Source organism: Pseudoalteromonas sp. MT33b (assembly GCF_014117385.1).
GTDB classification, from domain to species: Bacteria; Pseudomonadota; Gammaproteobacteria; order Enterobacterales; family Alteromonadaceae; genus Pseudoalteromonas; species Pseudoalteromonas lipolytica.
This window is the reverse complement of sequence record NZ_CP059831.1, coordinates 295,001-320,000: the sequence shown is the minus strand read 5'-3', so window position 1 is coordinate 320,000 and position 25,000 is coordinate 295,001. Positions and strand designations below refer to the sequence as shown.

At 41.4% G+C, this 25,000-nt stretch carries 26 protein-coding genes and 2 rRNA genes (2 of these 28 cut by a window edge); 6 read left to right on the top strand and 22 right to left on the bottom strand.

Annotated features, from left to right (window positions below):
• Both murI and H3302_RS01550 read right to left on the bottom strand, forming a co-directional pair.
• Positions 1-214: the 5' portion of a glutamate racemase gene (gene murI, locus H3302_RS01555; RefSeq protein ID WP_036974479.1), read on the bottom strand. Its footprint begins 581 nt before the window's first position; 214 of the gene's 795 nt are visible here — the first part of the coding sequence; its start codon is at positions 212-214; its stop codon lies beyond the left edge, outside the window.
• A 66-nt stretch (positions 215-280) separates the two neighbouring features.
• Positions 281-1,396, bottom strand: coding sequence for a DUF5610 domain-containing protein (locus H3302_RS01550; RefSeq protein WP_036974482.1), 1,116 nt, complete (start codon positions 1,394-1,396; stop codon positions 281-283).
• A gap of 164 nt (positions 1,397-1,560) precedes the next feature.
• On the opposite strand from H3302_RS01550, the gene trmA reads away from it, so the two are divergent.
• Positions 1,561-2,658 (top strand): tRNA (uridine(54)-C5)-methyltransferase TrmA, encoded by a 1,098-nt coding sequence (trmA, locus tag H3302_RS01545; protein ID WP_074989843.1) that lies wholly within the window; start codon positions 1,561-1,563, stop codon positions 2,656-2,658.
• A gap of 1 nt (position 2,659) precedes the next feature.
• Here trmA and H3302_RS01540 read toward each other — a convergent pair whose 3' ends face one another.
• The 5 genes from H3302_RS01540 to ccoG form a co-directional block, all read right to left on the bottom strand.
• Entirely contained in the window at positions 2,660-3,115 is a 456-nt protein-coding gene (locus H3302_RS01540) for a DUF523 domain-containing protein (protein ID WP_182396069.1), read from the bottom strand.
• Positions 3,116-3,174: 59 nt separating this feature from the next.
• Positions 3,175-3,813, bottom strand: coding sequence for a thiol:disulfide interchange protein DsbA/DsbL (locus H3302_RS01535; protein ID WP_036974485.1), 639 nt, complete (start codon positions 3,811-3,813; stop codon positions 3,175-3,177).
• A 19-nt stretch (positions 3,814-3,832) separates the two neighbouring features.
• Positions 3,833-4,456, bottom strand: coding sequence for a thiol:disulfide interchange protein DsbA/DsbL (locus H3302_RS01530; protein ID WP_036974487.1), 624 nt, complete (start codon positions 4,454-4,456; stop codon positions 3,833-3,835).
• A 33-nt stretch (positions 4,457-4,489) separates the two neighbouring features.
• Positions 4,490-5,464 carry a serine/threonine protein kinase gene (locus H3302_RS01525; protein WP_036974489.1) on the bottom strand — a complete coding sequence of 325 codons (975 nt, stop codon included), beginning with the start codon at positions 5,462-5,464 and terminating at the stop codon, positions 4,490-4,492.
• A 66-nt stretch (positions 5,465-5,530) separates the two neighbouring features.
• A complete protein-coding gene (gene ccoG, locus H3302_RS01520; protein WP_182396066.1) occupies positions 5,531-6,961 on the bottom strand; it encodes a cytochrome c oxidase accessory protein CcoG in 1,431 nt (476 codons plus the stop codon).
• Between the two features lie 281 nt (positions 6,962-7,242).
• Between ccoG and H3302_RS01515 the strand changes: the two genes are divergently transcribed.
• Both H3302_RS01515 and H3302_RS01510 read left to right on the top strand, forming a co-directional pair.
• A complete protein-coding gene (locus H3302_RS01515; RefSeq protein ID WP_074989845.1) occupies positions 7,243-7,602 on the top strand; it encodes a hypothetical protein in 360 nt (119 codons plus the stop codon).
• Positions 7,602-7,805, top strand: a complete 204-nt coding sequence (locus H3302_RS01510) for a hypothetical protein (protein WP_075593175.1) — start codon at positions 7,602-7,604, stop codon at positions 7,803-7,805. Before H3302_RS01515 ends, H3302_RS01510 begins: the two co-directional genes overlap by 1 nt.
• Here H3302_RS01510 and H3302_RS01505 read toward each other — a convergent pair.
• The 13 genes from H3302_RS01505 to gspC all read right to left on the bottom strand — a co-directional run bounded on the left by H3302_RS01505 (position 7,802) and on the right by gspC (position 19,836).
• The gene (locus H3302_RS01505; protein WP_182396063.1) at positions 7,802-8,416 is read right to left on the bottom strand and encodes a UPF0149 family protein; all 615 of its coding nucleotides are present in this window, start codon (positions 8,414-8,416) and stop codon (positions 7,802-7,804) included. The genes H3302_RS01510 and H3302_RS01505 overlap by 4 nt on opposite strands.
• A 23-nt stretch (positions 8,417-8,439) precedes the next feature.
• Positions 8,440-9,198 carry a type II secretion system protein N gene (locus tag H3302_RS01500; RefSeq protein ID WP_074989847.1) on the bottom strand — a complete coding sequence of 253 codons (759 nt, stop codon included), beginning with the start codon at positions 9,196-9,198 and terminating at the stop codon, positions 8,440-8,442.
• A gap of 3 nt (positions 9,199-9,201) precedes the next feature.
• A complete protein-coding gene (gspM, locus tag H3302_RS01495; RefSeq protein ID WP_036974499.1) occupies positions 9,202-9,675 on the bottom strand; it encodes a type II secretion system protein GspM in 474 nt (157 codons plus the stop codon).
• Positions 9,672-10,883: a type II secretion system protein GspL gene (gene gspL, locus H3302_RS01490; protein WP_182396060.1), complete on the bottom strand. Its 1,212-nt coding sequence runs from the start codon at positions 10,881-10,883 to the stop codon at positions 9,672-9,674. The genes gspM and gspL overlap by 4 nt, the downstream gene beginning before the upstream one ends.
• Positions 10,880-11,872 carry a type II secretion system minor pseudopilin GspK gene (gspK, locus tag H3302_RS01485; protein WP_074989848.1) on the bottom strand — a complete coding sequence of 331 codons (993 nt, stop codon included), beginning with the start codon at positions 11,870-11,872 and terminating at the stop codon, positions 10,880-10,882. Before gspK ends, gspL begins: the two co-directional genes overlap by 4 nt.
• Complete coding sequence (gene gspJ, locus H3302_RS01480; RefSeq protein WP_074989849.1) at positions 11,869-12,486, bottom strand: type II secretion system minor pseudopilin GspJ; 618 nt, start codon at positions 12,484-12,486, stop codon at positions 11,869-11,871. Before gspJ ends, gspK begins: the two co-directional genes overlap by 4 nt.
• The gene (gene gspI, locus H3302_RS01475) at positions 12,486-12,860 is read right to left on the bottom strand and encodes a type II secretion system minor pseudopilin GspI (RefSeq protein ID WP_036974508.1); all 375 of its coding nucleotides are present in this window, start codon (positions 12,858-12,860) and stop codon (positions 12,486-12,488) included. The genes gspJ and gspI overlap by 1 nt, the downstream gene beginning before the upstream one ends.
• Complete coding sequence (locus H3302_RS01470; protein ID WP_081759816.1) at positions 12,860-13,459, bottom strand: prepilin-type N-terminal cleavage/methylation domain-containing protein; 600 nt, start codon at positions 13,457-13,459, stop codon at positions 12,860-12,862. The genes gspI and H3302_RS01470 overlap by 1 nt, the downstream gene beginning before the upstream one ends.
• 52 nt (positions 13,460-13,511) lie before the next feature.
• Positions 13,512-13,934, bottom strand: coding sequence for a type II secretion system major pseudopilin GspG (gene gspG, locus H3302_RS01465; RefSeq protein WP_036974512.1), 423 nt, complete (start codon positions 13,932-13,934; stop codon positions 13,512-13,514).
• A gap of 75 nt (positions 13,935-14,009) precedes the next feature.
• Positions 14,010-15,245 (bottom strand): type II secretion system inner membrane protein GspF, encoded by a 1,236-nt coding sequence (gspF, locus tag H3302_RS01460; protein WP_036974513.1) that lies wholly within the window; start codon positions 15,243-15,245, stop codon positions 14,010-14,012.
• Positions 15,246-15,247: 2 nt separating this feature from the next.
• Positions 15,248-16,813: a type II secretion system ATPase GspE gene (gene gspE, locus H3302_RS01455; protein WP_036974514.1), complete on the bottom strand. Its 1,566-nt coding sequence runs from the start codon at positions 16,811-16,813 to the stop codon at positions 15,248-15,250.
• The gene (gene gspD, locus H3302_RS01450; protein WP_036974515.1) at positions 16,806-18,869 is read right to left on the bottom strand and encodes a type II secretion system secretin GspD; all 2,064 of its coding nucleotides are present in this window, start codon (positions 18,867-18,869) and stop codon (positions 16,806-16,808) included. Before gspD ends, gspE begins: the two co-directional genes overlap by 8 nt.
• Positions 18,870-18,891: 22 nt before the next feature.
• The gene (gene gspC / locus H3302_RS01445; RefSeq protein ID WP_036974516.1) at positions 18,892-19,836 is read right to left on the bottom strand and encodes a type II secretion system protein GspC; all 945 of its coding nucleotides are present in this window, start codon (positions 19,834-19,836) and stop codon (positions 18,892-18,894) included.
• Between the two features lie 206 nt (positions 19,837-20,042).
• On the opposite strand from gspC, the gene hslR reads away from it, so the two are divergent.
• The 3 genes from hslR (at position 20,043) to H3302_RS01430 (ending at position 23,127) form a co-directional block, all read left to right on the top strand.
• The gene (gene hslR / locus H3302_RS01440; protein ID WP_371915632.1) at positions 20,043-20,465 is read left to right on the top strand and encodes a ribosome-associated heat shock protein Hsp15; all 423 of its coding nucleotides are present in this window, start codon (positions 20,043-20,045) and stop codon (positions 20,463-20,465) included.
• Between the two features lie 12 nt (positions 20,466-20,477).
• Positions 20,478-21,323 carry an Hsp33 family molecular chaperone HslO gene (gene hslO / locus H3302_RS01435; RefSeq protein WP_065978857.1) on the top strand — a complete coding sequence of 282 codons (846 nt, stop codon included), beginning with the start codon at positions 20,478-20,480 and terminating at the stop codon, positions 21,321-21,323.
• 265 nt (positions 21,324-21,588) lie between these two features.
• Positions 21,589-23,127, top strand: a complete 1,539-nt coding sequence (locus H3302_RS01430) for a phosphoenolpyruvate carboxykinase (protein ID WP_036974522.1) — start codon at positions 21,589-21,591, stop codon at positions 23,125-23,127.
• 1,437 nt (positions 23,128-24,564) lie between these two features.
• On the opposite strand, the gene rrf is transcribed toward H3302_RS01430, so the two are convergent.
• Both rrf and H3302_RS01420 read right to left on the bottom strand, forming a co-directional pair.
• Positions 24,565-24,679 (bottom strand): 5S ribosomal RNA (gene rrf / locus H3302_RS01425).
• Between the two features lie 120 nt (positions 24,680-24,799).
• Positions 24,800-25,000: ribosomal RNA gene (locus H3302_RS01420) — 23S ribosomal RNA — on the bottom strand (it continues 2,685 nt past the right edge of the window).

Genomic DNA, 25,000 nt, shown 5'->3' with positions numbered 1-25,000 from the left:
TCACTAATATATCAACATGCAACGCATGTGTGTCTATAAAGTGTAATAGCCCTAATAAGCGTTGAATGATTGTTTGCGAAGTTTGCGCACCATAAGGCAGAAAGGCATTATCCATAAAATAGCTATAATCTGCATTCGGGATCAAAGCCTGGATCTGTTCAAGCACAGTTGTCCCACCAATACCTGAATCAAACACCATTATATGGACTGACAAACTACTTACCTCGGATCATGAAAGGCAAGCAGTTTGCCATGTGACTATCTAAAAAGAAAGCGAAGACTAGTTCTGTTCATTGGCTGAACGTAGTGTATTCATTTGCTCGAACATCGCTTTGGTATAATCAACCAATTTACTGACTTCTTCTTTATCTTGATTTAACCATTGCAATATTCCGGCAAGTTGATTTTGCAAACCAATATCACCGGCTTTATTAAAGGCTTCTTTTAAGTCATCGTTAAAAGGGGCGACCTTTTCTGCAACTTCTTTCTCTGGCGTTGGTTTATATTCTTCGTACCCTTTTATAGCTGCAACTGTTTTGGTTTGCTTCAAATCCATCGAAAAACCGACTAGCTGCTCATTACTCAAGTTAAGCTCTTTAGCTTGTTCAAAGGCTTCATCGAGTGAGCCTGAGAAAAATGTTTCGCTAACGCCTTGTAAGTCTTCCATCAACTCGTTAATGGCCTGCTGCTCTTGCTCATTAAGATCGCCATTCACTGACATAGAAAAAGATAAGTCACGTGATTGTGACGATTCACTGACATACGCTTCGTTGTCACCGTTTTTACTGTAGCTACTAGCGGACTTGCTCTCATAAGCATCTGCAAAGCTAATACTGACTTCATCACCTTCGGCTGTGGTAAATGTATATTCGGCATTATTACTTAAGCTCACGTACTGTGCTTGGCTAACCGTCACGGCATTAGGTTTAGGATTAAATAAGTCTTCTTCAAGCTCATCAATACCTTTAAAGATACCTTCTTTCGATTTTTCGATACCCTCTTCGATATCGTCATTTAAGATGCCTGATTCTTTAAGTTCATCATAGGCATCATCGATTCCCATTTGTACGCCTTTGCGCGCCTCGCCTAACATGCCTTTTAACTTTTCATCATCAGCGCCATCTGCTTTTGCTTTACGCAGCGCACCACCAACAAAATTAAGTACATTTTTAACGATCTCATCAAAATCAAATAGGGGTTTATCTTTCTTTTCTTCTGCTTTAGGTAAACCAAGTGCTTGTGCGAGTTTATCGTCGAGTACTTTTGCAGCCAGTTCGCGGCCACGTTGTTGATAGCTATCTTGACGATTTTGAATGGTAGGCTGCTGCACAGACTGTTTACCATTGTATTTATTCAAATTTGTATTAGGCATATAGCCTAGGTTGCCAATTTTCATGATCCGACTCCATTTTATGGTTACCTCATTATCGGCCAAAAATCGCATAACTTAAGTTTTTTGTACAAAAAAACGACACTAAAATAAATAACAAAACTAGACAAATCCTCTCTGCTCCCTACAATAGCGCCGACAAATAGCTAAGAGATAAAAGGTAATCAGCCATGGCGGTTATAAAAATTGATACAACTCAATATGATGCACAATTGAGTGAGAAAGAGCAGCGCATCACGTCACAGTTTAGGCGCTTTGGTGTAAACACATTAGAAGTGTTCAGCTCTGATCCAATTCACTACCGTCAACGTGCAGAGTTTAGAGTGTGGCATGAGGGCGACGATTTATTCCACATTATGTTTGATCAGCAAAGCAAAGAGAAAATTCGCGTTGATGAATTTGATCCCGCCGCGCCACTCGTTGGCGAAGTGATGCAGGTGATGATTGAAAACTTAAAAGGGTGTGAGGTACTTCGCCGCAAGTTATTCCAGATTGATTACCTCTCTAGCTTAAGTGGTGAAATTCTTGTTAGTTTGCTTTACCACAAACCTTTAAACGATGAATGGCTAATTGCGATTAAAGAGCTTAAAGCAAAATTAAGCAGCCAGTTTAAAATCGACTTTATTGGTCGTGCACGTAAGCAAAAAGAAGTGATTGGGAACGACTATGTCGTTGAACGATTAAACGTAAATGGTAAAGAACTCATTTATCAGCAAGTAGAAAATAGCTTTACTCAACCAAACGCAAAAGTAAACATTAAAATGCTGGAGTGGGCACAAGCGTTGTGTGAGCCCCTTAATAATGATTTGCTAGAGCTGTATTGTGGTAATGGTAACTTTTCAATTGCACTAGCCGGTTCATTTAACCGAGTGCTTGCGACTGAGATCTCAAAGTCATCGGTTTATTCTGCACAGTACAATATTGCTCAAAACAAAGTCGATAATTTAGATATCATTCGTATGTCGAGTGAAGAGTTTACACAAGCCATGAAAGGCGAACGTACTTTTTCACGTTTAGACGGTATTGATCTAAACAGCTATAACTGCCAAACAATTTTAGTCGACCCTCCTCGAGCGGGGATGGATACTCTTACCTGTGATTTGGTGGCGAACTACGACAACATTATCTATATCTCTTGTAATCCCGAGACATTAGAACGAGATCTTGATCACCTTTGCAAAACACACGAAGTGAAACGTTTTGCGATTTTTGACCAATTCCCCTATACACATCATATTGAGTCTGGCGTCTTTTTACAGCGTAAATAACTTAAACTTTTGCCAGCGCAGCCAATAGCGCTGGCAATTGTTGTTCACTGAACACCTGTATATTATTGTCACTAAGTAACTTTGCAGTTAAACCCATTCCTCGAATCTTTTGCCCTGTGTGACTTCCATCATAAATATAATTACGTCCACATGACGGACTAGACTCTTTGAGTAGTGCGAACCGAATCCCTTGTTCTATGCATACGCGTAATGCTTGCTGTGCACCCGCTTTAAACTCTGCGGTGACGTCATGCGCATCCTGTGTTAATACTCTACCCTGGCTAATTTCAGCAGGCGCTCTTGGTGTAGGTAGACCACCCGCAACCTCAGGACAAAAAGACACAATACGCCCTTGCTGCTTCAGTGACTCTAATCCAGGATGTAATAAGTTTTGTGATTGACCGTCATAGCGTACCGGCTTTCCTAGTAAACAACTCGACACTAAAAGTTTTTTCATTTCTTCACCAAACAAAAAAGCTCCGCGAGCGGAGCTTTTACATAATATTTTCGAGTCTCTTACTTAGCTGCTAAGTAATTAATTAGCTCAGCCATGCTTTTTGCATCGGTAATACCTGAGTCTGCACCTAAGATTAAACGATACTTACCATTCACAATAAAGGTTGGTACGCCTTTTAAGGCTCCTTTTTGTTGATAGTACTCTTGGTCGCGTTTCATTTTCGCTGCTATCGTACGTACTGAAAAACTGTTGTAGTACTTTTCAAAATCTTCAGCGGTTACACCTTGCGATACGAAAATATCTTTCATATCTGCAAGCTCATTAATACGCGCACGTTTACCATGAATGTGGTCAAAAATTGCACCAACTAACGCATCGCTATTTGGGAGTACTGTTGCTGTTGCATAACCTTGCGCAAGCACTGTTTGGATCTCAGGATCACGAGGACCAACAAAATTAACGTGATTCTTTTTAAATTTAACGCCGTCTTTAAGCATTGGCTTAAGCTCAGCAACAATTGGCTCGAAGGTATTACAGTGAGGACAGTAGAATGAAAAAAACTCGGTCACTTCAGGCTTTTTAGAAGCTCGCGCATCAATTGTTTCATAATGCTTACCTTCTTCGTATTGCGCCGCACTCGCTGTGGCAACGAAACCTAGCGTCACGGCCACAAATGCAGCTTTAACTAATTTGATCATTATTCAATCACTCCAAAAATTATTGTTCTAATAAAAACTTTACTAACGCATCAAGCTGCTCTTGGCTCTTGATGGTATTTATATTAATTTTATATTTATCATTCACGATAAAAGTCGGCACACCCGTTAACGCACCCATCTCTGAGTATTTATTCTGTTTGTCTTGCATCGCTTTTTCTGCACTGATCACAGGCATGCTAGCAATTTCAGAGTCAAACACATCGCCGCTAATACCATTTGTCGCCAATAATGCTTTCACGTCTTTAATATTTTGCAGCGGTGCACGTTGAATATGAATGCTATGAAAAATTTGGTCGGCCACTTGCTCACCTTTACCATGTTGCTTTGCAATTAGGTAAGCATAACTTAGGTTACTTTGTGTTTGTTTCGATACACCACCTAAAAAGTTAACGTGATTCTTAACAAACTCAGTGCCTTCAGGCAGCGTTGAGGCCAGTGCTTTCGCCACTGGTTCAAACTTAAAACAGTGTGGACAGTAAAATGAGAAAAACTCAGTTACTTGTGGTGTAGCACTCTTTTTAGTGTTTAGTACTTCGTATTGATTACCTGCTTCAAAGTCAGCTGCCAGTGCTGCAAAAGGTAAACATAGAATGAGTAGACTTAATTTTAATTTTTTGAACATTGTTTTCTCGTCTTTACTTATCTTTTAAAAAATTTATGGTAATAATTTTAACGGTGGTTCTTGTAGCGCTGCAAGCTGTTCTTTTAACGCGAGTATTTGCTGCTCCCAGTATTTGTCTTCTGCGAACCATGAAAAGTTCCGTGGGAATGCAGGATCATCCCAACGTTTTGCTAACCACCCCATGTAATGCACCATGCGCATCGCGCGTAATGGCTCAATTAATTTCAGCTGGCTGTGGTCAAAATCACAAAACTCTTCATACGCTGCTACCAAGGTGTCTAACTGTAACAGTTGATTGTTACGATCGCCACTGAGCATCATCCATAAGTCTTGAATTGCAGGACCTTGTCTGCTGTCATCGAGGTCAACAAACATCAGTGCATCACCCGCCCACAAAATATTGCCCGCATGGCAGTCACCATGTAATCGAATTGTCTCTACATTTTTATATTGGGCTGTGGTTTCTTTAATAACCAAATCCAAAATCGTATAAAAAGCATTTTCTAATGACGTTGGCATCAAGTTACTTGCTTGTAACTGAACTTTAGCTGTCTGAAGGTATTCTTCACAACTGATCACTGGGCGATGATTAAATGAAGATGCTTTTGCAACTTGATGCATACGACCAATTAAACGGCCTAACACATCGAGTTGATCTAAGTTATCAACTTCGAAAATACGCCCGCCCACACTGGGAAATAACGCAAATAAATAGCCGTCATGCTCAAAGAGACTTTTTCCGTCCTTTACTACGGGCGCAACGACGGGAACTTCTGCATCAGCAAGTTCAAAAGCAAACGCATGCTCTTCTAATATTTGTTCTTTGCTCCAACGCTCAGGACGATAGAATTTTACAACGTATCGGTAACCGTCTTCTGCTTTAAACTGATAAACGCGATTTTCATAGCTGTTTAAAGCAAGTAATCCTGACTCAGCATATATCCCAATACTTTCAACTGCGTCTAAAATTGAATCGGGTGTGAGGTCAACAAAGCTAAATTTACTCATAGTGTCCCATTATATAAAAAAAGCGGGAAAACCCCGCTTTTTATTGTATTTGCTCAGTGTACTGAATTATTGCGCCTTAAAGAAGTTACTAGGCTGCGAAATCTGAATATCAGGCTGCCCCTCCACCGAAAGTATAAACTCGAATTTTGTCATCGGCTTTTTCAAATCGTACGGATCAACCACTAATGACAAGGGCACGTTATAAGATTCACCTGAGGGCACAGTGAATGTTTGTTTGCCTATATATTCAAAGTTATTTAAGCCTTCCACTGTAATATTAAACGTTTGCTCGTATTGCGCTTTGTTAATCACTTTAAGCGTGTAGGTGTTTTCAACTAAGCCATTGAAGTCAACCCGGTAAAGCTGATTACGGTCGCGGATAATATCAAGCTCCATTGGTTTACGCATGGCAATATTTGCCACGAGAGCCCCGGTTAACACAACAAGGATAACAAGATAACCAATCAATTTAGGTCGCAAAGCATGCGTTTTATTTTCAGGGGTTTCTAAGTTTCGCTCTGTGGTATATGAAATGAGCCCACGTGGGTAATTCATTTTATCCATTACACCATCGCAAGCATCAATGCAGGCACCGCAGTTGATACATTCATATTGCAAACCGTTGCGAATATCTATCCCTGTAGGGCACACTTGTACGCATAAGTTACAATCGATACAGTCACCGAGTCCTAACTCTTTCGGATCTTGTTTACGTGAACGAGGACCACGATTTTCGCCACGAGATTCATCATAACTTACTGTAAAGGTGTCTTTATCAAACATGGCCGACTGAAAACGCGAATAAGGACAGATATGTAAACACATAATTTCACGCATCCACCCTGCATTGCCGTATGTACACACAGCAAACAATGCGATACACCCATAAGAATAGGCTGTGGCATCCAAAGTAAAAATATCCGGAAGTAGCTGGCGTATAGGTGTAAAGTAGCCAACAAAGGTAAACGCTGTATACAGTGAAAACAGCCACCAGCTGCTGTGTTTTGCCGTTTTACGCCAAAACTTATCAAAGTCCATGGGGCGTTGATCTAACTTCTTACGCTGGTTTGCAGTGCCTTCAAACTTTTCTTCGAACCAAATAAAAATAAATGTCCATACAGTTTGCGGACATGTGTAACCACACCAGACTCGGCCATAAAATGTGGTGACGAGGAACAGCGCAAAAGCTGCAAGCATAAGAATAAACGCAAGAATGGTTAAATCTTGTGGCCACAGAGTGAGGCCGAAGATATTAAACTTTTGGCCTACTAAATCGAACAGCACAGCTTGCTGTCCGTGGAAGTTAATCCAAGGTAAAAGCATAAATGCAAGCATGCCAACGAAACCAATTCGTCGCCTTAACAGCTGATGCAAGCCTGTTACTGCTCTTACATAAATTCGATTGCGTGGATTAAATCTATCATCATGGGAAGCGTTTTCCGGTTTTTGGATTTTTACTTCCGTTGGGATGTTTTTAACCTTAATTTGTTTATCCATCAAAATTCCTCAACGCCACTAGGAAATAAACTCAAACTGATGTTTGCAGTTAAATAGGTTATAAAGCCAATACGACAAATTAGAATGCATCTCATTTCGTTCAGAGTTTTCTGAAATTTCCAACCTATCGAAAGTATTATACTCAATCTCTCAAAAATTTCAGGGAATGATCTAAAATATGAACTTTTTAATTATTTCATCGTATATTCTTGCTTTTAAATCAGCCATTTTATTAAACTTGTCCCAATTCCTTCTTTATTTAGATCAAAGTTCTGTGTGCTATGAAAAAATTTATCATTTTAGTACTTATTATTTTAGCATTGTTCACGATTGATCACCCTTTGATCAAAGAACCCAGAGAACGGTTGTTAGGTGATGGGGTTAACGTACTTTCAGATTTTAGCCAAGTTAACCGCAGCCCCGCCGCGAATATGGCGAAGAACACGATTAAGTCACAGCTTAATTTATCGAGTTCAGAGCGTGAGTACGTCGAAGAGGCTTTTTTGAATGACGATAAACTGCAAATCTTTCATTTACATTATTGTCGTGAAAAAGATATTAACTTATATTTCTATGGTGAACGCCTAGAACGTGTTTGTAATATTGTTTCGGATGCACTTGAAGAAAGGTTAAATAAATAATGGATTTTTCTGCGCTTAATAAAAAAACCAGCGATTCATTTGCTAAACAGCGCAATATGCTAAAAAAGTTAGCAAAAGGACAGACTATGCATTGTGAAACATGCAAAGGAGTCCTTACCTTAAACCTACAGACTGAACAGCCTGGCAAAGGCATTGTTCGTTGTGCAAAAGGCTGCACAGATATTGTGTTAGAGCTTGCTTAGCCCCAGCCTTCATCATTATAAAGCTGGCTATTTACTGCAACGGCTTCGATTAACTCAGCAAAGCCTGCTGCAAACTCATTCATCACTTCATACTGCTGTTGACATAACAGCCCTTCGGTTAAACCATGCTGATTGGCAATCGATGCTATATCAACTGAGTCGAGTTTAAAGAAACACAAACTTTGCTGTGCTGTCTCAAGTGCTTCTTTTAATTCACTCGCTAGTTGTGGCGCAGCTAACAATTTAGCAATATAGCCCTGCGCCCCAAGCATAAAGCCTTGGCTCCAATGCTGACACTCTTGCATATCAAGGTACGGCTGCTGAGCAGAATTAAATTGCAAACTTACGGGTAAGCTGTATCCGGTTTCAAATACGTGTTCACTGATTTGCTGATATAGCGCCATAAATGCAAACAATACCTGCTCATCCATTTGCCCATCACAACCAGGGACAACTTGCTCAAGCCACTGATGAACATCCAATGGCTCGGGCGCACAAATAACGGCAAATAAATAACCGTGTGTTTGTGCTAACGATAGCGCGTCTTTTTGCTCAGCAAGAAAGCGAGCTAATAAGGCGCTTTGCTCTTTTGAAAACTCAGGAATTTGCATAATGCCTTCAATTAAAGTCGTGTTTATAAATTAAGTGGATAGCGTCCTTCGCTATCTGGACGCCCTAAAAACTTCGCAGCGTCATGCACTTCTTTTGGTAGACTGGCTTCTGGTTTTATATACCCTGCCACTTTAAAATCTAAATTGGCTTTTAGTACAGCATCAGCCTCAAGACCTAAGCGATTTTCAGGGTCAACCAAGACAGCTATATCGCCTGATTTACAACTAAGACGGCCGCTCAGTGGGCCAACACTAAACCAGCCATTAAGTCCTTGAACATCGATATTGGGACTGGCAATCTCACCCATTAATGTTTCACAATACGGCTGACCAGAGCTGAACTCATCGAGATCAACAATCACACGCCCTTGTGCACTAATTGGCAATGGCAGTTTTAAGCGCGCCATCGCACGCTCAACGCTCAAACGTAGTGTGGTATTTTTTACCAAAACAGCTTGATTGAACAACCCATACGAAAAATCAGCATGGCCCGAAATATCTGTTTTATCACGCGGATCACCAAAGCGCACTGTACCAACGAGTTTGCCCGTCAACAATGACCAGCCAGATAACTTCCACCGTACATTATTAAGTTGCTCACCATCAAAACGTACCTGCATTATGCGACCATCCCAAAGCGAACCACTGGCTTTGCCTAGTTGCAATTGTTTTGGTAAATGCGGTGCAGCTAAATCTAGTGCAATTGCAGCGGGTGTTTTTATAAGCGTAAACACCAAAAAACACATCACAAATACTGTGACTAATAAAATAATTCTTTTCATCGTCTACTTCTCTAGTACCAAACGACTGACACGAACAAAACCAGACTTATCGTCTTTACTAATGTCTAAGTTTTCAATCAGTACACCTTGTGAATTAACTAATTCATCAAGCCACTCAACCAACTTGTTAAACTCGACAGAATCGATAGTTAAACGCAGTGAATTATCATTCGGTTGCATTTTACTGATGGTGATCTGATAACGATTTCGCGTGCTATTCACAATTTGACTTAAGCTGCGGTCATTCGCTACTCGTGCACTGCCACTGGCCTTTAACTTAACAATGCTCTCATCAACCCATGCCAGCAATTCTTGTTGTTTTATCGTGTCTTGTTCTGCTTTTTCAATCGCCGCATTTAACGGCCTAAAGATTCCCATCACAAGGATAAAAATAACAAAAATCACCCCAGCGACGACAACAAGTTGTTGTTCTTGCTCTTTTAATGAACGCCAGTAACTAATTAATTGGTTTTTCATGCCGCACCTCGCAACTTAATTTCACCGACGACAAAATCACCATCATTATTTAGTGAGCCTTGATCAACCGTTAAGCCTCGCTGTTCTAAAATTGCTTTTACTTTTCCAAACGATTGGAAATCTTTACCACGTGCACGAATACGTAACTCGTTGCGGCCTTGGTCATAACGCAAAGTTTCTGGCGTGAAGTCTTTTACTTCACTAAAAATAGTCACTAAGTCATTAGTCAAATCTAAGAAACCAGCGGTACTTCCGCTATCGAGCAATGCGAGTTCATGACGAATTTGACTACGAATCAACTGTGGGCGTACTTTCTTATTAGGAAAAGCGCGCTGATAGTTAGTCACAACTTGTGCCTTCGTTTTCTCAAGTTGAGTATTTAGTTTATATAACTCAAGGGACTTAACCCCCACACTGCATACCAATGCAACCCCTGCGGCAATAGCGGCTTTTTGCCAGTATCCCCACCAAATGGCTGACTTTTTCTTTAATTGATATACACCTTGGCGTAGATTAAAACTAATTTCAGGGAGTTGTTTCGCAAATAAAGCGAGCGGTAAATCATACAGCTCCGTTTTTGCCTCAAGATTAACTGATTCAGGGAACCCGGTGGCTGGACTAAAATGTGCAACATCTGGGTGGCCCATTGCGGTCAAATAACCATCTAGCCAGTCTGTTTCAACAGCTGCAATATGCCAGTGACCTAATTTACATAACCATTGGCCATTGAGTTCAACGGTACGCAGGGTATTCTCATTGTCGACTCGAGGAAGTAATAATGCGTCAGGTAACACTTTAAATACTTCAATATCATGCTCATTGAATGTAGCAAGCCACTGCTCAAACCACTCACGATCGGTCATGGCGATATTAACCGCATGCTTTTCATCTATGAGTGTAGGCTCAGCAATCGCAATAAATAGGTCGTCGACATCACACGCGATATCTTCTTCAAGCATATAGGGCAATGCCTGCTCTAACTTACGACTCCATTTAGTCGGCAATTCAACTGTTTTTAGCTGAATTTGATCACTCGGTAAAAGAGCAACCACTTCACGGGTTTGTGCTTTTTCAGTTAACTCACCTAATTGTGCTGCACTGGCGATTTCGCCGCTCGCAATTATTTCTTGTTCTGTCGGTGAGTAAATTAGCCAACTAAGGCTATCTTGTAATGTTTGACCCGCACGGATCAACAATATTTCTGTCACTGTACGCCTCCAAATTTTCGCGCCAGTATCGTTACTTTACCATTATTGGCATGGAGTAAGGTGGTCATCGAAAAACGCAACTCTGCAAATTCAGCTTGCGTTTGTAGTTTAAAATAATCACTGTTGATGGTGAACAAGTCTTTAACAGCTTCGACGTTTTGTGCGCCTTGTTGATTAACTTGTTCAAAAAATGCGTTCATATCATCAAATCCCTCTTCAGGGCGAGACGATAATACACTTTCTGCGCCTGATAAACTGAGGCCATCAATAAGCGAGCTTAGAATAATGGCACTTTCATTAGGCAAGGTATTTACATTAATCGCTAAAAGTTCACTGTCTGGTATCACACACACAAAGGGCAATACTTTTTCCATCACTAATGGATTGAAGCCTTTAACTAAACGCAACTCTGATGTTGAAGCAAAAAAGCTGTTTGCAGTCATGTAGGGATACTTACGCGATAAGTACTCATCTTCTTCTGCACCTGAGCGATAAGTAATACTGTCTTCATCGAGCCAGTCATAGACGCTGTCAGCCATTGCCTCTTCAGACTCATCTGCGGGTAAGTCTTCAATATTCTCAAGTAAAGCTAACAATGCTTTGTGCGCTGGGTTCGTTTTATTAGCCGAGCCGGTTTGTTGCACAGGTTTTGTGCGTAAAGCATTTAAGTTCAAGCACGCTTGCAAATCCGTAATCGTGCCACTTAACGTGCCATTATCAACAGGGTAAGGAACCCCACCTTGCTGCGCCCAGACTTGCCCTAGATGAATTTTATCAGGGTCATCTTTTTTAGTTTGTTTAATCGCTTTAATCGCTAATTCTTCAGCAGCAAAAGCATACCACTTAGCTTGCTGATGACTTTGTATATTAGTACTACGCTGCACTTGCACCATCAGGTTTGCACTCATTTCGACCGCTAGCATAGCGGCTAATGCGACAATAAATAAAACAATAACAAGTGCGGCACCTTGAGAACGTTTAATCATCATGGCTGAGTACTCACTACACCTTCACCGGGCACTAAAAAGACTCGGCGAATAGGCTCTTGTTCTATTTTTTGAATGGTCACGGCAACAGCCTTCGGTAATGCAGCGGCTTGCCACTGTTCTTGCCATTCGTCTTTATCATCAAGAAATTCAAACTTCAGATCTTCAATATCTTCTAGAATAACTTGCGAACGCGGTTCCATATTATCGAGCTGATCAACATATACTCGGTATATGCGCTCTAGGTTATCATCGATAACACGATAACCAACAGCTTGTAACTCAGAGCGCGGCAGCAAGTTTATTGGATTAATCCACCCATCACGCACAAAACCAATGCCATCATATTGACTGTCAAATACATAACGCCCGGCAAGAATGTAACCTTCTTGAAAGTCTCCCGCCTCATTGCGTACTTGACGTTTCGTCATTTGGCTAAAGTCTTGGTCCATAAGACGAAATACCGTTTGAAAGCCATTAAGCTCTGCGATTGTCTCATCTGAGGCTTCTTTAGCCTTGGTGGTTGATTCTAAGATTTGATGAGTCGATAACACCACAAACGCCAAAATGCCCATTGCGACGATAACTTCAAGTAAGGTAAACCCGCGTTGCTTCACTACTTGTCACCTTTGTTTAAATAAGTAACAAGTTCATAAATGGGGTATTCTAGTTTTTCGTCAGCAAACACATTAATAGTGACTTTTACGAAGCTTTTATCTGCCGTAGCAACGACATCTTGACGCCAATACCACTCATAACCGGCCAGTGTTTCACTGCCTTTAGTGCCATTTTTGCCCGCCCACTTATCACCTTTTGTTCGCTGCTCAACTATGACATTTTCAGCAACCCATGATGCATATGTTTGCTCTTCAATCGTCGACAAGTGATTGATGTGTTCACCCGTTGCCTGCATTGCAGCAATACCCGCCATGGCACAAATAGCCAAAGCGACCATGACTTCAAGTAAAGTGAAACCCGCTGACTTAGTCATTACTCTGGCTCCATACGAAGTTTAACAGGAGCCATGAACTCGCCTTCGATAAAATACTGCGGTTCACGCTCCTCTTTCAGCTCATACACTAACTGAAAAGCACTGACTTCTCCTGAAGAAAGGATCAGTACCTGTGGAATCTTTAACTTTTTAAGTTCTAATAAACTATCTTCGTCACCGCCGCTCATCAATTCACGCCAGTTCGATTGCTCAAGTAAGTTATCTTGTGCCCATGCCAAATCTTCGAGATTCAAGGTTAATTTAAAATCTTCGTCTACTTTAATAGGTGCAAACAATTTTTCACGATCGAAGGTGACCCACTTTTCACCATCAAACACTAAAAACTCAAATACATTTTGATCTAAATGAAAGCCTAACTCGACCTGATTTAAGATGGCAAATTCAGATGCCATATTAATCGTGGTGTGTAATCTGAGCGCTTGTTTTTCTAATTTTTCTTCTGCACCACCATCAAAACTGTAGGCCACCATTTTAGTGACAAACCCTATCACCACAAGCACCATTAATATTTCGATGAGGCTAAAACCTTTTGCGTGCTTAGCACGCCCAGCCAAACGTAAACGATTAAGGCTTACCATAATAGTAAGCCTTGATGTGTATAAAAGGTAAACATCTGGCTGAGTTTACGCATTATTGCTTTTCTTCATCCCAGTTACCGATGTCATCATCGGTGCCAGCTTCGCCATCTGGACCCATTGAAAAAATATCAATTTTACCAATTTCTCCTGGGCTAATTAGTTGGTACGGATTGCCCCATGGATCTTCAGGTAACTTTTCAATAAAACCGCCATCTGGAAAACGTTTTGGAACCGGCTCGATGCTCGTTTTAGTAACAAGCGCTTCTAGACCCTGTTCTGTGGTTGGATAGGCTTTATTCTTCAGCTTATAAAGGCTCAACGCATCTTCAATTTGTTGAATATCTAGGTGTGCTTTGTCGATCGCTGCCTCTTCTTGTTGGCCCATAATGTTTGGTGCCACAATTGACATAATCATACCGATGATAACCAGTACCACCATGACTTCTAATAATGAGAAACCTGACTGTTTGTTCACAAAAATACCTCTAATTTTCTTCAATAATTTATTATAAAGCGACAGCTACTGGCTGTTGCTCTACCGTTCCCTAATTTAAAGTCCTACTGCCTTATTCATTGCCATAATTGGCTGCAGTATTGCCATAACAATAAACAAGACAATGACCGCCATTGATGCAATCATCGCTGGCTCTAAAAGTTTTAAAGACACGTTGACCATGCTTTCAAACTCACGATCTTGGTTATTTGCTGCTCGCTCAAGCATTTGCTCAAGTTCACCTGACTTTTCGCCACTTGCGATCATGTGCAGCATCATAGGTGGAAAAAGTTTCGTTTGTTGTAAAGCAGCACGAAGGCTCGCCCCTTCACTGACTCGGGTGGCCGCATCTTGCACCGATTTTTTCATTTTCTCATTAACCAATACCCCACCAGAGATACGCATACCTTCGAGTAAGGGAACGGAGCTTGAAGATAAAATACTTAACGTTCGTGCGAATCGAGCGGTATTCACCCCTCTCGCGACTTTACCTATACCAGGCAAGTAAAGTACTTTTTCATCAAACCAGTAACGAATTTTTGGTCGTTTGAGTGCATGCTTAATTCCCACTGAGAGTGCAGTGATAATTATTAAACTAATAAACCAATAATTTTGTACAAAGTTACTGGCTGCCATAACCCACTCTGTCGTCCAAGGAAGTACTTGTTTTGACTTTTCGAATGTTTTTAATATTTTGGGAACCACCGTGCCCAATAACACTGAAACAATTGCGATAGCAAACACAACAAGAATGATTGGATATACCATCGCTTGTGTTATTTGACTACGCATATGCTGACGTTGTTCCGTGTAATCAGCTAAACGATTTAATACTTGATCTAAGTGGCCCGATTTTTCACCGGCAGCCACCATGGCACGATATAAATCATCAAATACATGCGGAAACTCACTCATACCATCTGCGAGTGTGTAGCCTTCAACAACTTTTGAGCGTACAGACATGAGCATACGTTTTAAACGCGGTTTTTCACATTGCTCAGCGACGGCCATTACCGCCCCTTCGACAGGTAATGCTGACTGAATTAAGGTGGCAAGTTGACGAGTAATCAGCGCTAAATCTGAGGTCGATATTTTTGGTTTGAAAAAACCGCTAAATAATGACTTTTTAGCCCCTTTAACTTGCTTTTCACCCTCTGCTGCAGCGACAACCTCTAAAGGCATCAGGCCTTGGTCACGTAATGTTTGACGTATTTGCTTTACCGTATCGGCTTCAAGAATGCCTTTTTTCTCTTTACCTTTACCATCCAGGGCGCGGTACTCAAATGCAGCCATAATTAACCTTCCTCACGCGTTACACGCAAGACTTCTTCTAAGGTTGTACGGCCTGCCAACACACGGCTACAGCCATCTTGACGAATACTTGGGCTACGAGTACGAATGTACTTTTCAACACTTTGTTCGCCTTTACCGCTGTGGATCATTTCACGAATAGCCTCATCAACAACCAGTAATTCATGAATCCCCGTACGGCCACGATAACCATTAAAGTTACACTCTTCACAGCCTACAGCACGGTAAATCGTCGGTGGCTCAGCAGGGTTAACACCTAATAACTGGCACTCTCGCTCGTCGGCGACATGCCCTTCTTTACAGCTATTGCATAAAGTACGCACTAGACGTTGTGATAACACACCCAGCAAAGAAGAAGACAACAGGAAAGGTTCTACTCCCATATCTTCCATACGGGTAATCGCACCCGCAGCGGTATTGGTATGTAAAGTCGACATAACTAAGTGACCCGTTAACGACGCTTGCACACCGATTTGTGCGGTTTCAAGGTCTCGGATCTCCCCCACCATGACGACATCAGGGTCTTGACGTAAAATTGCACGCAGTCCCCGCGCAAAGGTCATATCTACTTTGGTGTTTACTTGTGTTTGACCAATCCCCGGTATTTCGTACTCAATCGGGTCTTCAACCGTCAAAATATTACGGTCACGTGAGTTTATTTGACTCATACCCGCATACAAAGTGGTACTTTTACCAGAACCTGTGGGACCAGTTACCAAAATAATACCGTGAGGCTTACTGATGAGATCAGCGAACAATTCGCGATTTCGCTCGGTCATCCCCAAATCTTCAAGATTTAAGCGCGCATTATTTTTATCAAGTAAACGCAGTACAACACGCTCACCAAAACTTGATGGCATCGTTGATACACGCACATCAACAGCACGTCCAGCAATACGTAAACTTATACGCCCATCTTGTGGAATACGCTTTTCTGCAATATCGAGCTTTGCCATAACCTTAATACGTGACACGAGTAAGGATGCAAGTTTACGATTTGGTTTTAAAACTTCTTTTAAGACACCGTCTACCCTAAAGCGAATTACTAACTCTTGCTCAAAGGTTTCAATGTGAATATCTGAAGCACCCTCTTTAATTGCCTCACTGAGCATGGCATTAATGAGTTTAATAATAGGTGCGTCATCATCCCCTGCGAGTAAGTCTTCTGTTTGCGGTAGTTCATCAGCTAAAGAAAATAAGTCAACTTCGTTGCCAATATCTTCCATCATTTGCTGTGTTTCAGAACTATCGCGCTGATAAGAAGCCTCAAGTAACAGCTCAAATTTGTCGTCTGGCAACTGCTCGAGTGAAAAACCACGTCCCGCAATACGACGTACTTCAAGTAAAGCCGTTACGTCTAATTCGCCGCGATAAAAAACAGTCCAATTATCACCATTTTTACTTAGCAAGACACCAGCACGACGCGCATATGAAAACGGTAAGCGCTTTGCAGGCAAGCTAACAAGATCATCACTTGTTAAGAGCTCATCATGGTCAATAGACGCACTCTGCGCTAACTCGTCATTAATCTCTGTAATTGCATCAGTCATCTTTACGATCATCTGCGTTTTGTTGTTTCAGGTATTCTTCATACGTTGGCGGTAATACCAACGCATCATTCCATTCTGGTAAGATTGGCATATCAGTTAATGGCATTAAATCAATCCCATCTTCTTTTTGTTTATGCTGCTCACCACGGATGAAGTTATATTTTGAATGACTTAACTTATTCATGCTCATACCATCACGAACAATCGTCGGACGAATAAATACAATTAAGTTACGCTTGCGCTTACTGGTACTGGTTGAACGGAATAAGTGCCCTAAAATAGGAATGTCACCTAACAATGGAACTTTCGAGACACTTTCTTGTACGTCTTCATCAATTAAACCGCCTAACACGACCATGCCACCATCATCGGCCATAACGGTGGTTTTAATCGCACGCTTATTCACTGAGATATCGACTGAAGTTGCACCACTTACGCCAGAGACTTCTTGCTCAATCGTTAACTGAACCGCCGAGCCATCATTAATTTGTGGTGTTACTTTGAGTTTCACACCCACTTCTTGACGCTCAACCGTTTGGAATGGGTTAGAGTTATTTGAACCCGTTTGTGACCCAGTGATAATTGGCACTTCTTGACCAACGATCATCGACGCTTCTTCGTTATCCATGGTGGTGACAGAGGGCGTTGCAAGAATATTTGAATTGGTATCTGTTGAAACGGCTTGGATAATCGCACCCCAGTCATTTTTCACAATACCCATTGCAAGACCGTTAATACCACCGAGTAACGCACCAAGTGGCCCTAAGTCACCTTCCTGTGTCTCTGAGGTATTTGTAACATTACCGGTTTCTGTACCAACAACCGTCCCTTGAATCGTTTTATCACGTGCTTGCTCTGCCGCAACAGCCAATGAGCCAACAGGCACTGTTGTGCCGTTGTTAAACTGCATCATTCCGCCTTGCTCTGAAATCCATTGCAAACCAAAGTTAATGCCATCGGCCTCAAGAACCTCAACAATAATTGCCTCAACTAGCACCTGTGCGCGACGAATATCTAAGCGCTCAATAACTTGCTCAAGTGAGCGCATCGTATCTGGCTGGGCTGTAATAACCAACGAGTTTGAATCAGGGTGCGCTTCTATACTTGTTTCGTTCTGACTGCGTGAACGAGCTTTCGTTGCGCCACCTTGGCCATCTTCAGCGAGTGTTTTACTCACACCTTGCAATACTTTTACTAAATCTTCTGCTTTTGCATAATTTAAGTAAATGACCTTGGTATTACCTTGATTCTCAAGTTCACCGTCTAAGCGGCTGATTAACTCAACAGCACGCGTACGGGCCTGCGCCTCACCACTGACAATCACACTGTTAGTACGACCATCGGCAACCACTTTCGGAATCAAAAATTCAGGGATGCTGCCTTTACCACTATCTTTATAAATATTGTCAACAACAGAGACAACATCATCCGCTGTAGCAAACTTAAGTTGAACAATATCAACTCGCTTATCACCGGCTTGGTCAACTGAACGGATGATTTCAACTAAACGATTTACAGAGGCAGCGTGGCCGGTAAGCATCATTACGTTAGCGGCGTTGAAGTTAGCAACATGCCCCCCGTCTTTTTGATCGCTAAACTGACGAACTAACGGACCTAACTCTTGTACGCTAACATTCTTAACTCGCACAACGCGCGTGACCATCATATCGCCACTGGCTTGGTTATCTTCCGTCACTAAAGGGACGTTCGATTTTTTAGCGTCAGAGCTTTTCTCAATTTTAAGAATGCCGTTATCCATCTCAACAGCTGAATAACCGTATACTTCTAATACATTTAAGAAAAATTGATAGTACAGCTTCTCATCCATTAACTCATAACTGCGCACATTAACTTTGCCGCGCACGTTCGGATCGATGATCACTGTTTTATTGAGATTTTTACCCACAATATTAATGAACTCATTAATATCGGTGCCTTTAAAGTTTGCAGCATACTCAACAGCCGAAACTGAGAGCGATAATCCTGTTAATAAAAAAAGCGCTGCATACTTAGCTAACCCTTTTTTGATTTTTGTGAGGTGTAGCGCGTGAACCATTCTATAAAAACTCCAAAGCTAATTATTGCAGGCTAAATTGCACATCAATTTGCTCACCATCACGCTCGATAGTGATACTTGCGTCAGTACTATTACGTAATTCGTTTATTGCTGACATTGCCTGTTTTAAATCATTTAATTGATAGCCATTAATCGCAATAGCTAAATCATTATTCATTAATCCCATCTGCTTAAATAATGCCGGGTCTTTACCTGGGCTTAAGCGATAACCCACCAGTTCACCGTCGACCATCGCTTGCGATACACGAATGTAGTCGAATAATTTACCAGGGTCGTTTAATACTTCTTCACGCGTTTCAATAATCGCTTCTTTGACTTCTTGGTCTTCAGTCGCATTGATTTCATTATCCGCATCGATATCCTGAGGACCTTCTTCTAATTCTGGCTCTTGTTGCTCAGCCAAAACAGGCATAGAAACTGTTTTTGTAAAATCGAGTCCATCAAGCATTAATGTTTCAAAGCGACCACTTACATCCAAAATAACACGATCAGGTAAGACTTGTGCGAGCTTCGCTCGAGTGCCTTGAATTACATCATCAACAACATACGTTTCTTGTTTTCCTTGAGACTCTATTATAGCCAAACCAGCTTGATCGTTTTGGCTAACAGCCACGATACCCGTTAGATTAATACTTAAACGAGTTTCAGGGGCATTGTTAATAACTTGCGTTTGCTTTGCGGCAGGTTTTTTAGCTTCAACAACCACTTTACCGAATAAATGTTGTTCAAGAATTTGTCGTGAATTGACTGTTTCGATGCGTTTCGCAGTCATCGTTGTTCGACTTGCGGGCAGTGCTTTTGTATCAGGTTCAGGCCACAACAACCAGAACAACTTCGAGGATAAAAAGGCAATATAAACAACAACTAACAGCACAACTAATGCACTTAGCTTGGCATGAGGTAAGCCGTTTAAAAACTGTCTAACTTGTTGTAAGTGTTGATCCATATATTCTATTTCTTATTTTAATTTACTGCTTTATAGCAGGCCTATAGTACCTTTTCATTTTTCATTCAACAAGCACACGTATATTAAACTTTGTAAACAAGGTCGTTTCGACTAACAGGGGTAGCAAGGAAAAACTTTGACTGTTTCTTTATGATTAAGTTTCATGGTAAATTTTGCCTATACTCTAGCAGCTTTAAAAGAGCACAATTGTGTCAAAAGGTAACACTCAGCAGTCAAAAAACAGTCAAGACGAATTAAACGTCCGCCTTGATAAATGGTTATGGGCTGCCCGTTTCTATAAAACCCGCTCTGTTGCGCGAGACATGGTGCAAGGCGGTAAAGTGCATTATAATGGTCAACGAACAAAGCCCAGTAAAATCGTCGAGGTGGGCGCAGTCATAAAACTGCTGCAAGGAGTCGACGAAAAGGTAGTGACAATAGTGAAGGTCCTTGATAAACGTCAAAGTGCCCCCATTGCACAGACCTTATACCAAGAAACTCAAGCAAGTATTGAAAAGCGCGAAGCAAATGCAATCGCAAGAAAGAATAACAGCTTCTTTGCTCCACATCCTGATAGAAAGCCTGATAAAAAGCAAAGACGTGAACTGTTAAAAATGAAATCAAGTTAGGTAATGTAACACATGCAACAAGATTTACTTCATCGTTATATATTTGATCAACTCGATGTACGTGGTGAACTCGTACAAATTGAAAACACCTATCAAGAGATGATCGCCAACCATAATTACCCAGCTCCTGTTCAGGCACTCTTAGGTGAGTTGCTTGTTGCAACTTGCTTATTAACAGCCACCTTAAAGTTTGAAGGTGAAATTGCCGTACAGCTACAAGGTGATGGCCCTGTGAAATATGCTGTTATTAATGGTGATGATAAGCAAAATATGCGTGGTATTGCTCGCCTGCAAGGTGAAGTTCAAGGTAGTACTATTAAAGACTTGATTGGTAACGGTTATATGGTTATCACGATAACGCCAACAAAAGGTGAGCGTTATCAAGGTATTGTTCCGCTTGAACACGACACCTTAGATAAATGCCTCGAAAGCTACTTTGAGCAATCAGAACAATTGAAAACCCGTCTTTGGTTTGCGACTGAAATCGCCGCAGGCTCAGCAAAAGCAGCCGGCTTATTCTTACAAGTTTTACCGGTAAATAAAGATAAGTCAGTAGAAGACTTCACTCACCTTGAAGCAATCAGTAATACCATTAAAGATGAAGAGTTACTTAATCTTGATGCAAATACTGTTCTTACTCGTCTATATCATGAAGATAACCCTCAATTGTTCGAACCACAAAGTATCAATTTCCGTTGTGGCTGTAGCAGAGACAAGACAATTGCAGCATTAGTCAATATTGGTCAAGATGCATTATTAGATGATGTAAAAGAAAAAGGTGAAGTTAAAATTAGCTGTCATTATTGCTTAAAAGATTACGTTTTTAACGAGCAGGATATTAAAGCAATTTTTAACTAAATGACCACTTAATAGTATTATTATATTAAAAGCCGCATTTGTTGCGGCTTTTTTCTTAATTTTTATGATACCGGTGTCATGAAAAAGCCCCATTTTATGACACCGGTATCATTGAAATTATTCATGTTTTTTACCAAATATATGTGTTTTTAGCCCCTTCAGACACTCGAATATCCCTAATCCTTCTGTTACTATTATTTCAGCTTAAGGGAAAACAAGAACCCCAGAGCTATCCCGTTCAATCTCACACAATTTAGGTATAAACATGACTGCAAACGCTACTCGTTTTGTCGATCTTACTGCAGCTGAACTAGTCGAACACGCGATTCGTCGTGGCGAAGGGACTTTAGCCGCTAATGGTGCATTTGTTGCTAACACTGGTCGTCGTACTGGCCGTTCTCCAAAAGACCGTTTTATTGTTCAAGAGCCAAGCACTGAAAACGAAATCCAATGGGGTAACGTAAATCGCCCATTCGATGCAGACAAGTTTGATGCGTTATGGGCTCGTGTAGAAGCTCATGTACAAAGCAACGACCACTTCATCTCTCACCTAGAAGTTGGCGCTGATCCTGAGCACTATTTACCAGTCGTTGTAACAACAGAAACTGCATGGCATCACATTTTTGCCAAAAACATGTTTATCGAACCTGAAACTTATAATGCATCTGATTTACCTCAGTGGCAGGTAATGAATGTTCCTTCATTTGTTTGTGACCCTGAACGTGATGGCACAAATAGCGATGGCACAGTAATCATTAACTTTGCACAACGCAAAGTGCTATTGGCTGGTATGCGTTATGCCGGTGAAATGAAAAAATCAATGTTCTCTGTACAGAACTTCCTGTTACCTGCGAAAGGTGTATTACCAATGCACTGTTCAGCTAACGTAGGTGAAGCAGGTGACACAGCATTGTTCTTCGGTTTATCTGGCACTGGTAAAACAACACTATCTGCGGATCCGACACGTTTCCTTATCGGTGATGACGAGCATGGTTGGGCGCCTGGTAGCGTATTTAATATCGAAGGCGGTTGCTACGCTAAATGTATCGACCTTTCACAAAAGAACGAACCCGTTATTTGGAATGCAATCCGTTTTGGTACTATCTTAGAAAATGTAGTGCTTGATGAAAACCGCGTACCGGATTTCCATGACACAAGTTTAACTCAAAATAGCCGTGCAGCTTACCCACTAGAGCACGTAGAAAAACGTAAAGTTGAAAACCGTGCCGGTGAGCCAAAAGCCGTTGTTTTCTTAACATGCGACGTGAGTGGTGTATTACCACCTGTATCAGTGTTAACAGAAGAAGCAGCAGCATATCACTTCCTAAGTGGTTACACTGCAAAAGTAGGTTCAACTGAAATCGGTTCAACTAGCGATATCGAATCAACATTCTCAACGTGTTTTGGTGCGCCTTTCTTCCCTCGTCCTGCAGGTGTATACGCAGAGCTTCTTATGAAGCGTGTACGTGAATTTGGCGCTAAAGTATTCCTAGTAAACACAGGTTGGACTGGTGGTCCTTACGGTACAGGTAAACGCTTTGACATCCCAACAACACGTGCAGTAGTTGACGCTATTGTTTCAGGTAAGTTGTCAGATGTTGAAACGCAACACATCGACGTATTAAACCTAGACGTCCCTGTTGCTGTACCGGGTGTTGATAGCAAGCTTCTTAACCCAATCAACACATGGGAAGACAAAGAAAAATACGCAGAATATGCAAACAAACTTGCATCTGACTTCACTGAAAACTTCGCGAAATACGATGTTTCGGAAGCAATCAAATCTGCAGGTCCAAAAGCTTAATTTATAAGCCTCTCCTAAATACTAAACGCCAGCATCATGCTGGCGTTTTTATTTGCGCTGTAATTCGTCTAGCTCAATGTGATGCCGTTAGTTATTAATGAGAGACGGATAGCGTGAGCTGAAGTAATCCATTTTAGAGGCGGCACTCCTCACCTACATTGATCAATAGATCGTGATTAACAAGCGTAGCCGTGAATGTCTGTGGTTATATATGAAGGGCATAATCAGACACTTTCGGCACTCAAGTACCTCCTACTACGCACTAATTAGGTTAGCGTAAAGTGAAGCAGCCCATTTTAGAGCCCTCCAATCTTGTCATCATGATTAAACAACGTTAGAACCGTGATTATAGAGCGTAGGAACGGCTTTAGCCGTCAATGTCAGTGGTTATGTATGAAGGGCATAATCAGATACTTTCGGCACTAAAGTGCCTCCTACTAAGCTCTAATTATTTGAGCCAGAAGTGAAATGAGTGATTAAAGAGAACCCTCATTCTCCACTACTGTCATCATGATTAAACAACGTTAGAACCGTGATTGAACATCGTGATTAAGAAGCGTAGGAACGGCTTTAGCCGTGAATGTTAGGGGTTATGTGTGAAGGGCATATCAGACACTTCGGCACTCAAGTGCCTCCTACGTCCTAATTGTTTGATCCAGATGTGAAATGAGCAATTTTAGAGCCCCTAGCGCTTCTATCATCGTTATTAAGAAGCGTAGGAACGGCTTTCACCGTGAACGTCAGTGGTTTTGTATGAAGATCATATCAGAAACTTTCGTCACTAAAGTGCCTCCTACTAAGCTCTAATTATTTGAGCCAGAAGTGAAATGAGCGATTTAGAGCCCCTTGCACTTCTGTAATTATGATTAAGAAGCTTAGGAACCGCCTTCACCGTGAACATCTGTGGTTATGTATGAAGATCATATCAGAAACTTTCGGCACTAAAGTGCCTCCTACTAAGCCCTAATTATTTGAGCCAGAAGTGAAATGAGCGATTTAAGAGAACCATCATTCTCCACTACTGTCATCATGATTAAACAACGTTAGAACCGTGATTGAACATCATGATTACAAAGCGTAGGAACGGCTTTAGCCGTGAATGTCAGTAGTTATGTATGAAGGGCATATCAGACACTTCGGCACTAAAGTGCCTCCTACGTCTCTTCATCTTGCGCTTATGCGCCTTTTATCTCTGTATGCAATCTCAGTATGGTACTGGACGATTTAGCCCTGAACGCAAAAAACCCGACTCTTTCGAATCGGGTTTCTCTAATTAGGAGCCATGGTGCGCTACGCAGTAGGATGTCCTACTTTCACATGGTCAATGCAACACGATGCTTACAAAGATATAGGTCGTAGGGGTCTTGGTTGGGTATTTTATTTTTCTACAGGCAACAAAAAACCCGACTCTTTCGAATCGGGTTTCTCTAATTAGGAGCCTGGCGATGTCCTACTTTCACATGGCAAATGCCACACTATCATCGGCGCTGTTTCGTTTCACTACTGAGTTCGGCATGGAATCAGGTGGGTCCAAAACGCTATTGTCACCAAGCAAATTTGGTTGTTAATCGCACTCGCAATTAACTAAAATCTGGAAATCTGATAATCGTAAATCTACTTTAGTATACTAACTTCTGTCTGTTACGCTGTCATAAAACGCGTTTGGCGTTGTATGGTTAAGCCTCACGGGTAATTAGTACAGGTTAGCTTAATGGCTCACACCACTTCCACATCCTGCCTATCAACGTTGTAGTCTTCAACGGCCCTTCAGAGACTTTAAAAGTCTAGTGAGAACTCATCTCGAGGCCTGCTTCGCGCTTAGATGCTTTCAGCGCTTATCAGTTCCGAACGTAGCTACCGGGCAATGCCATTG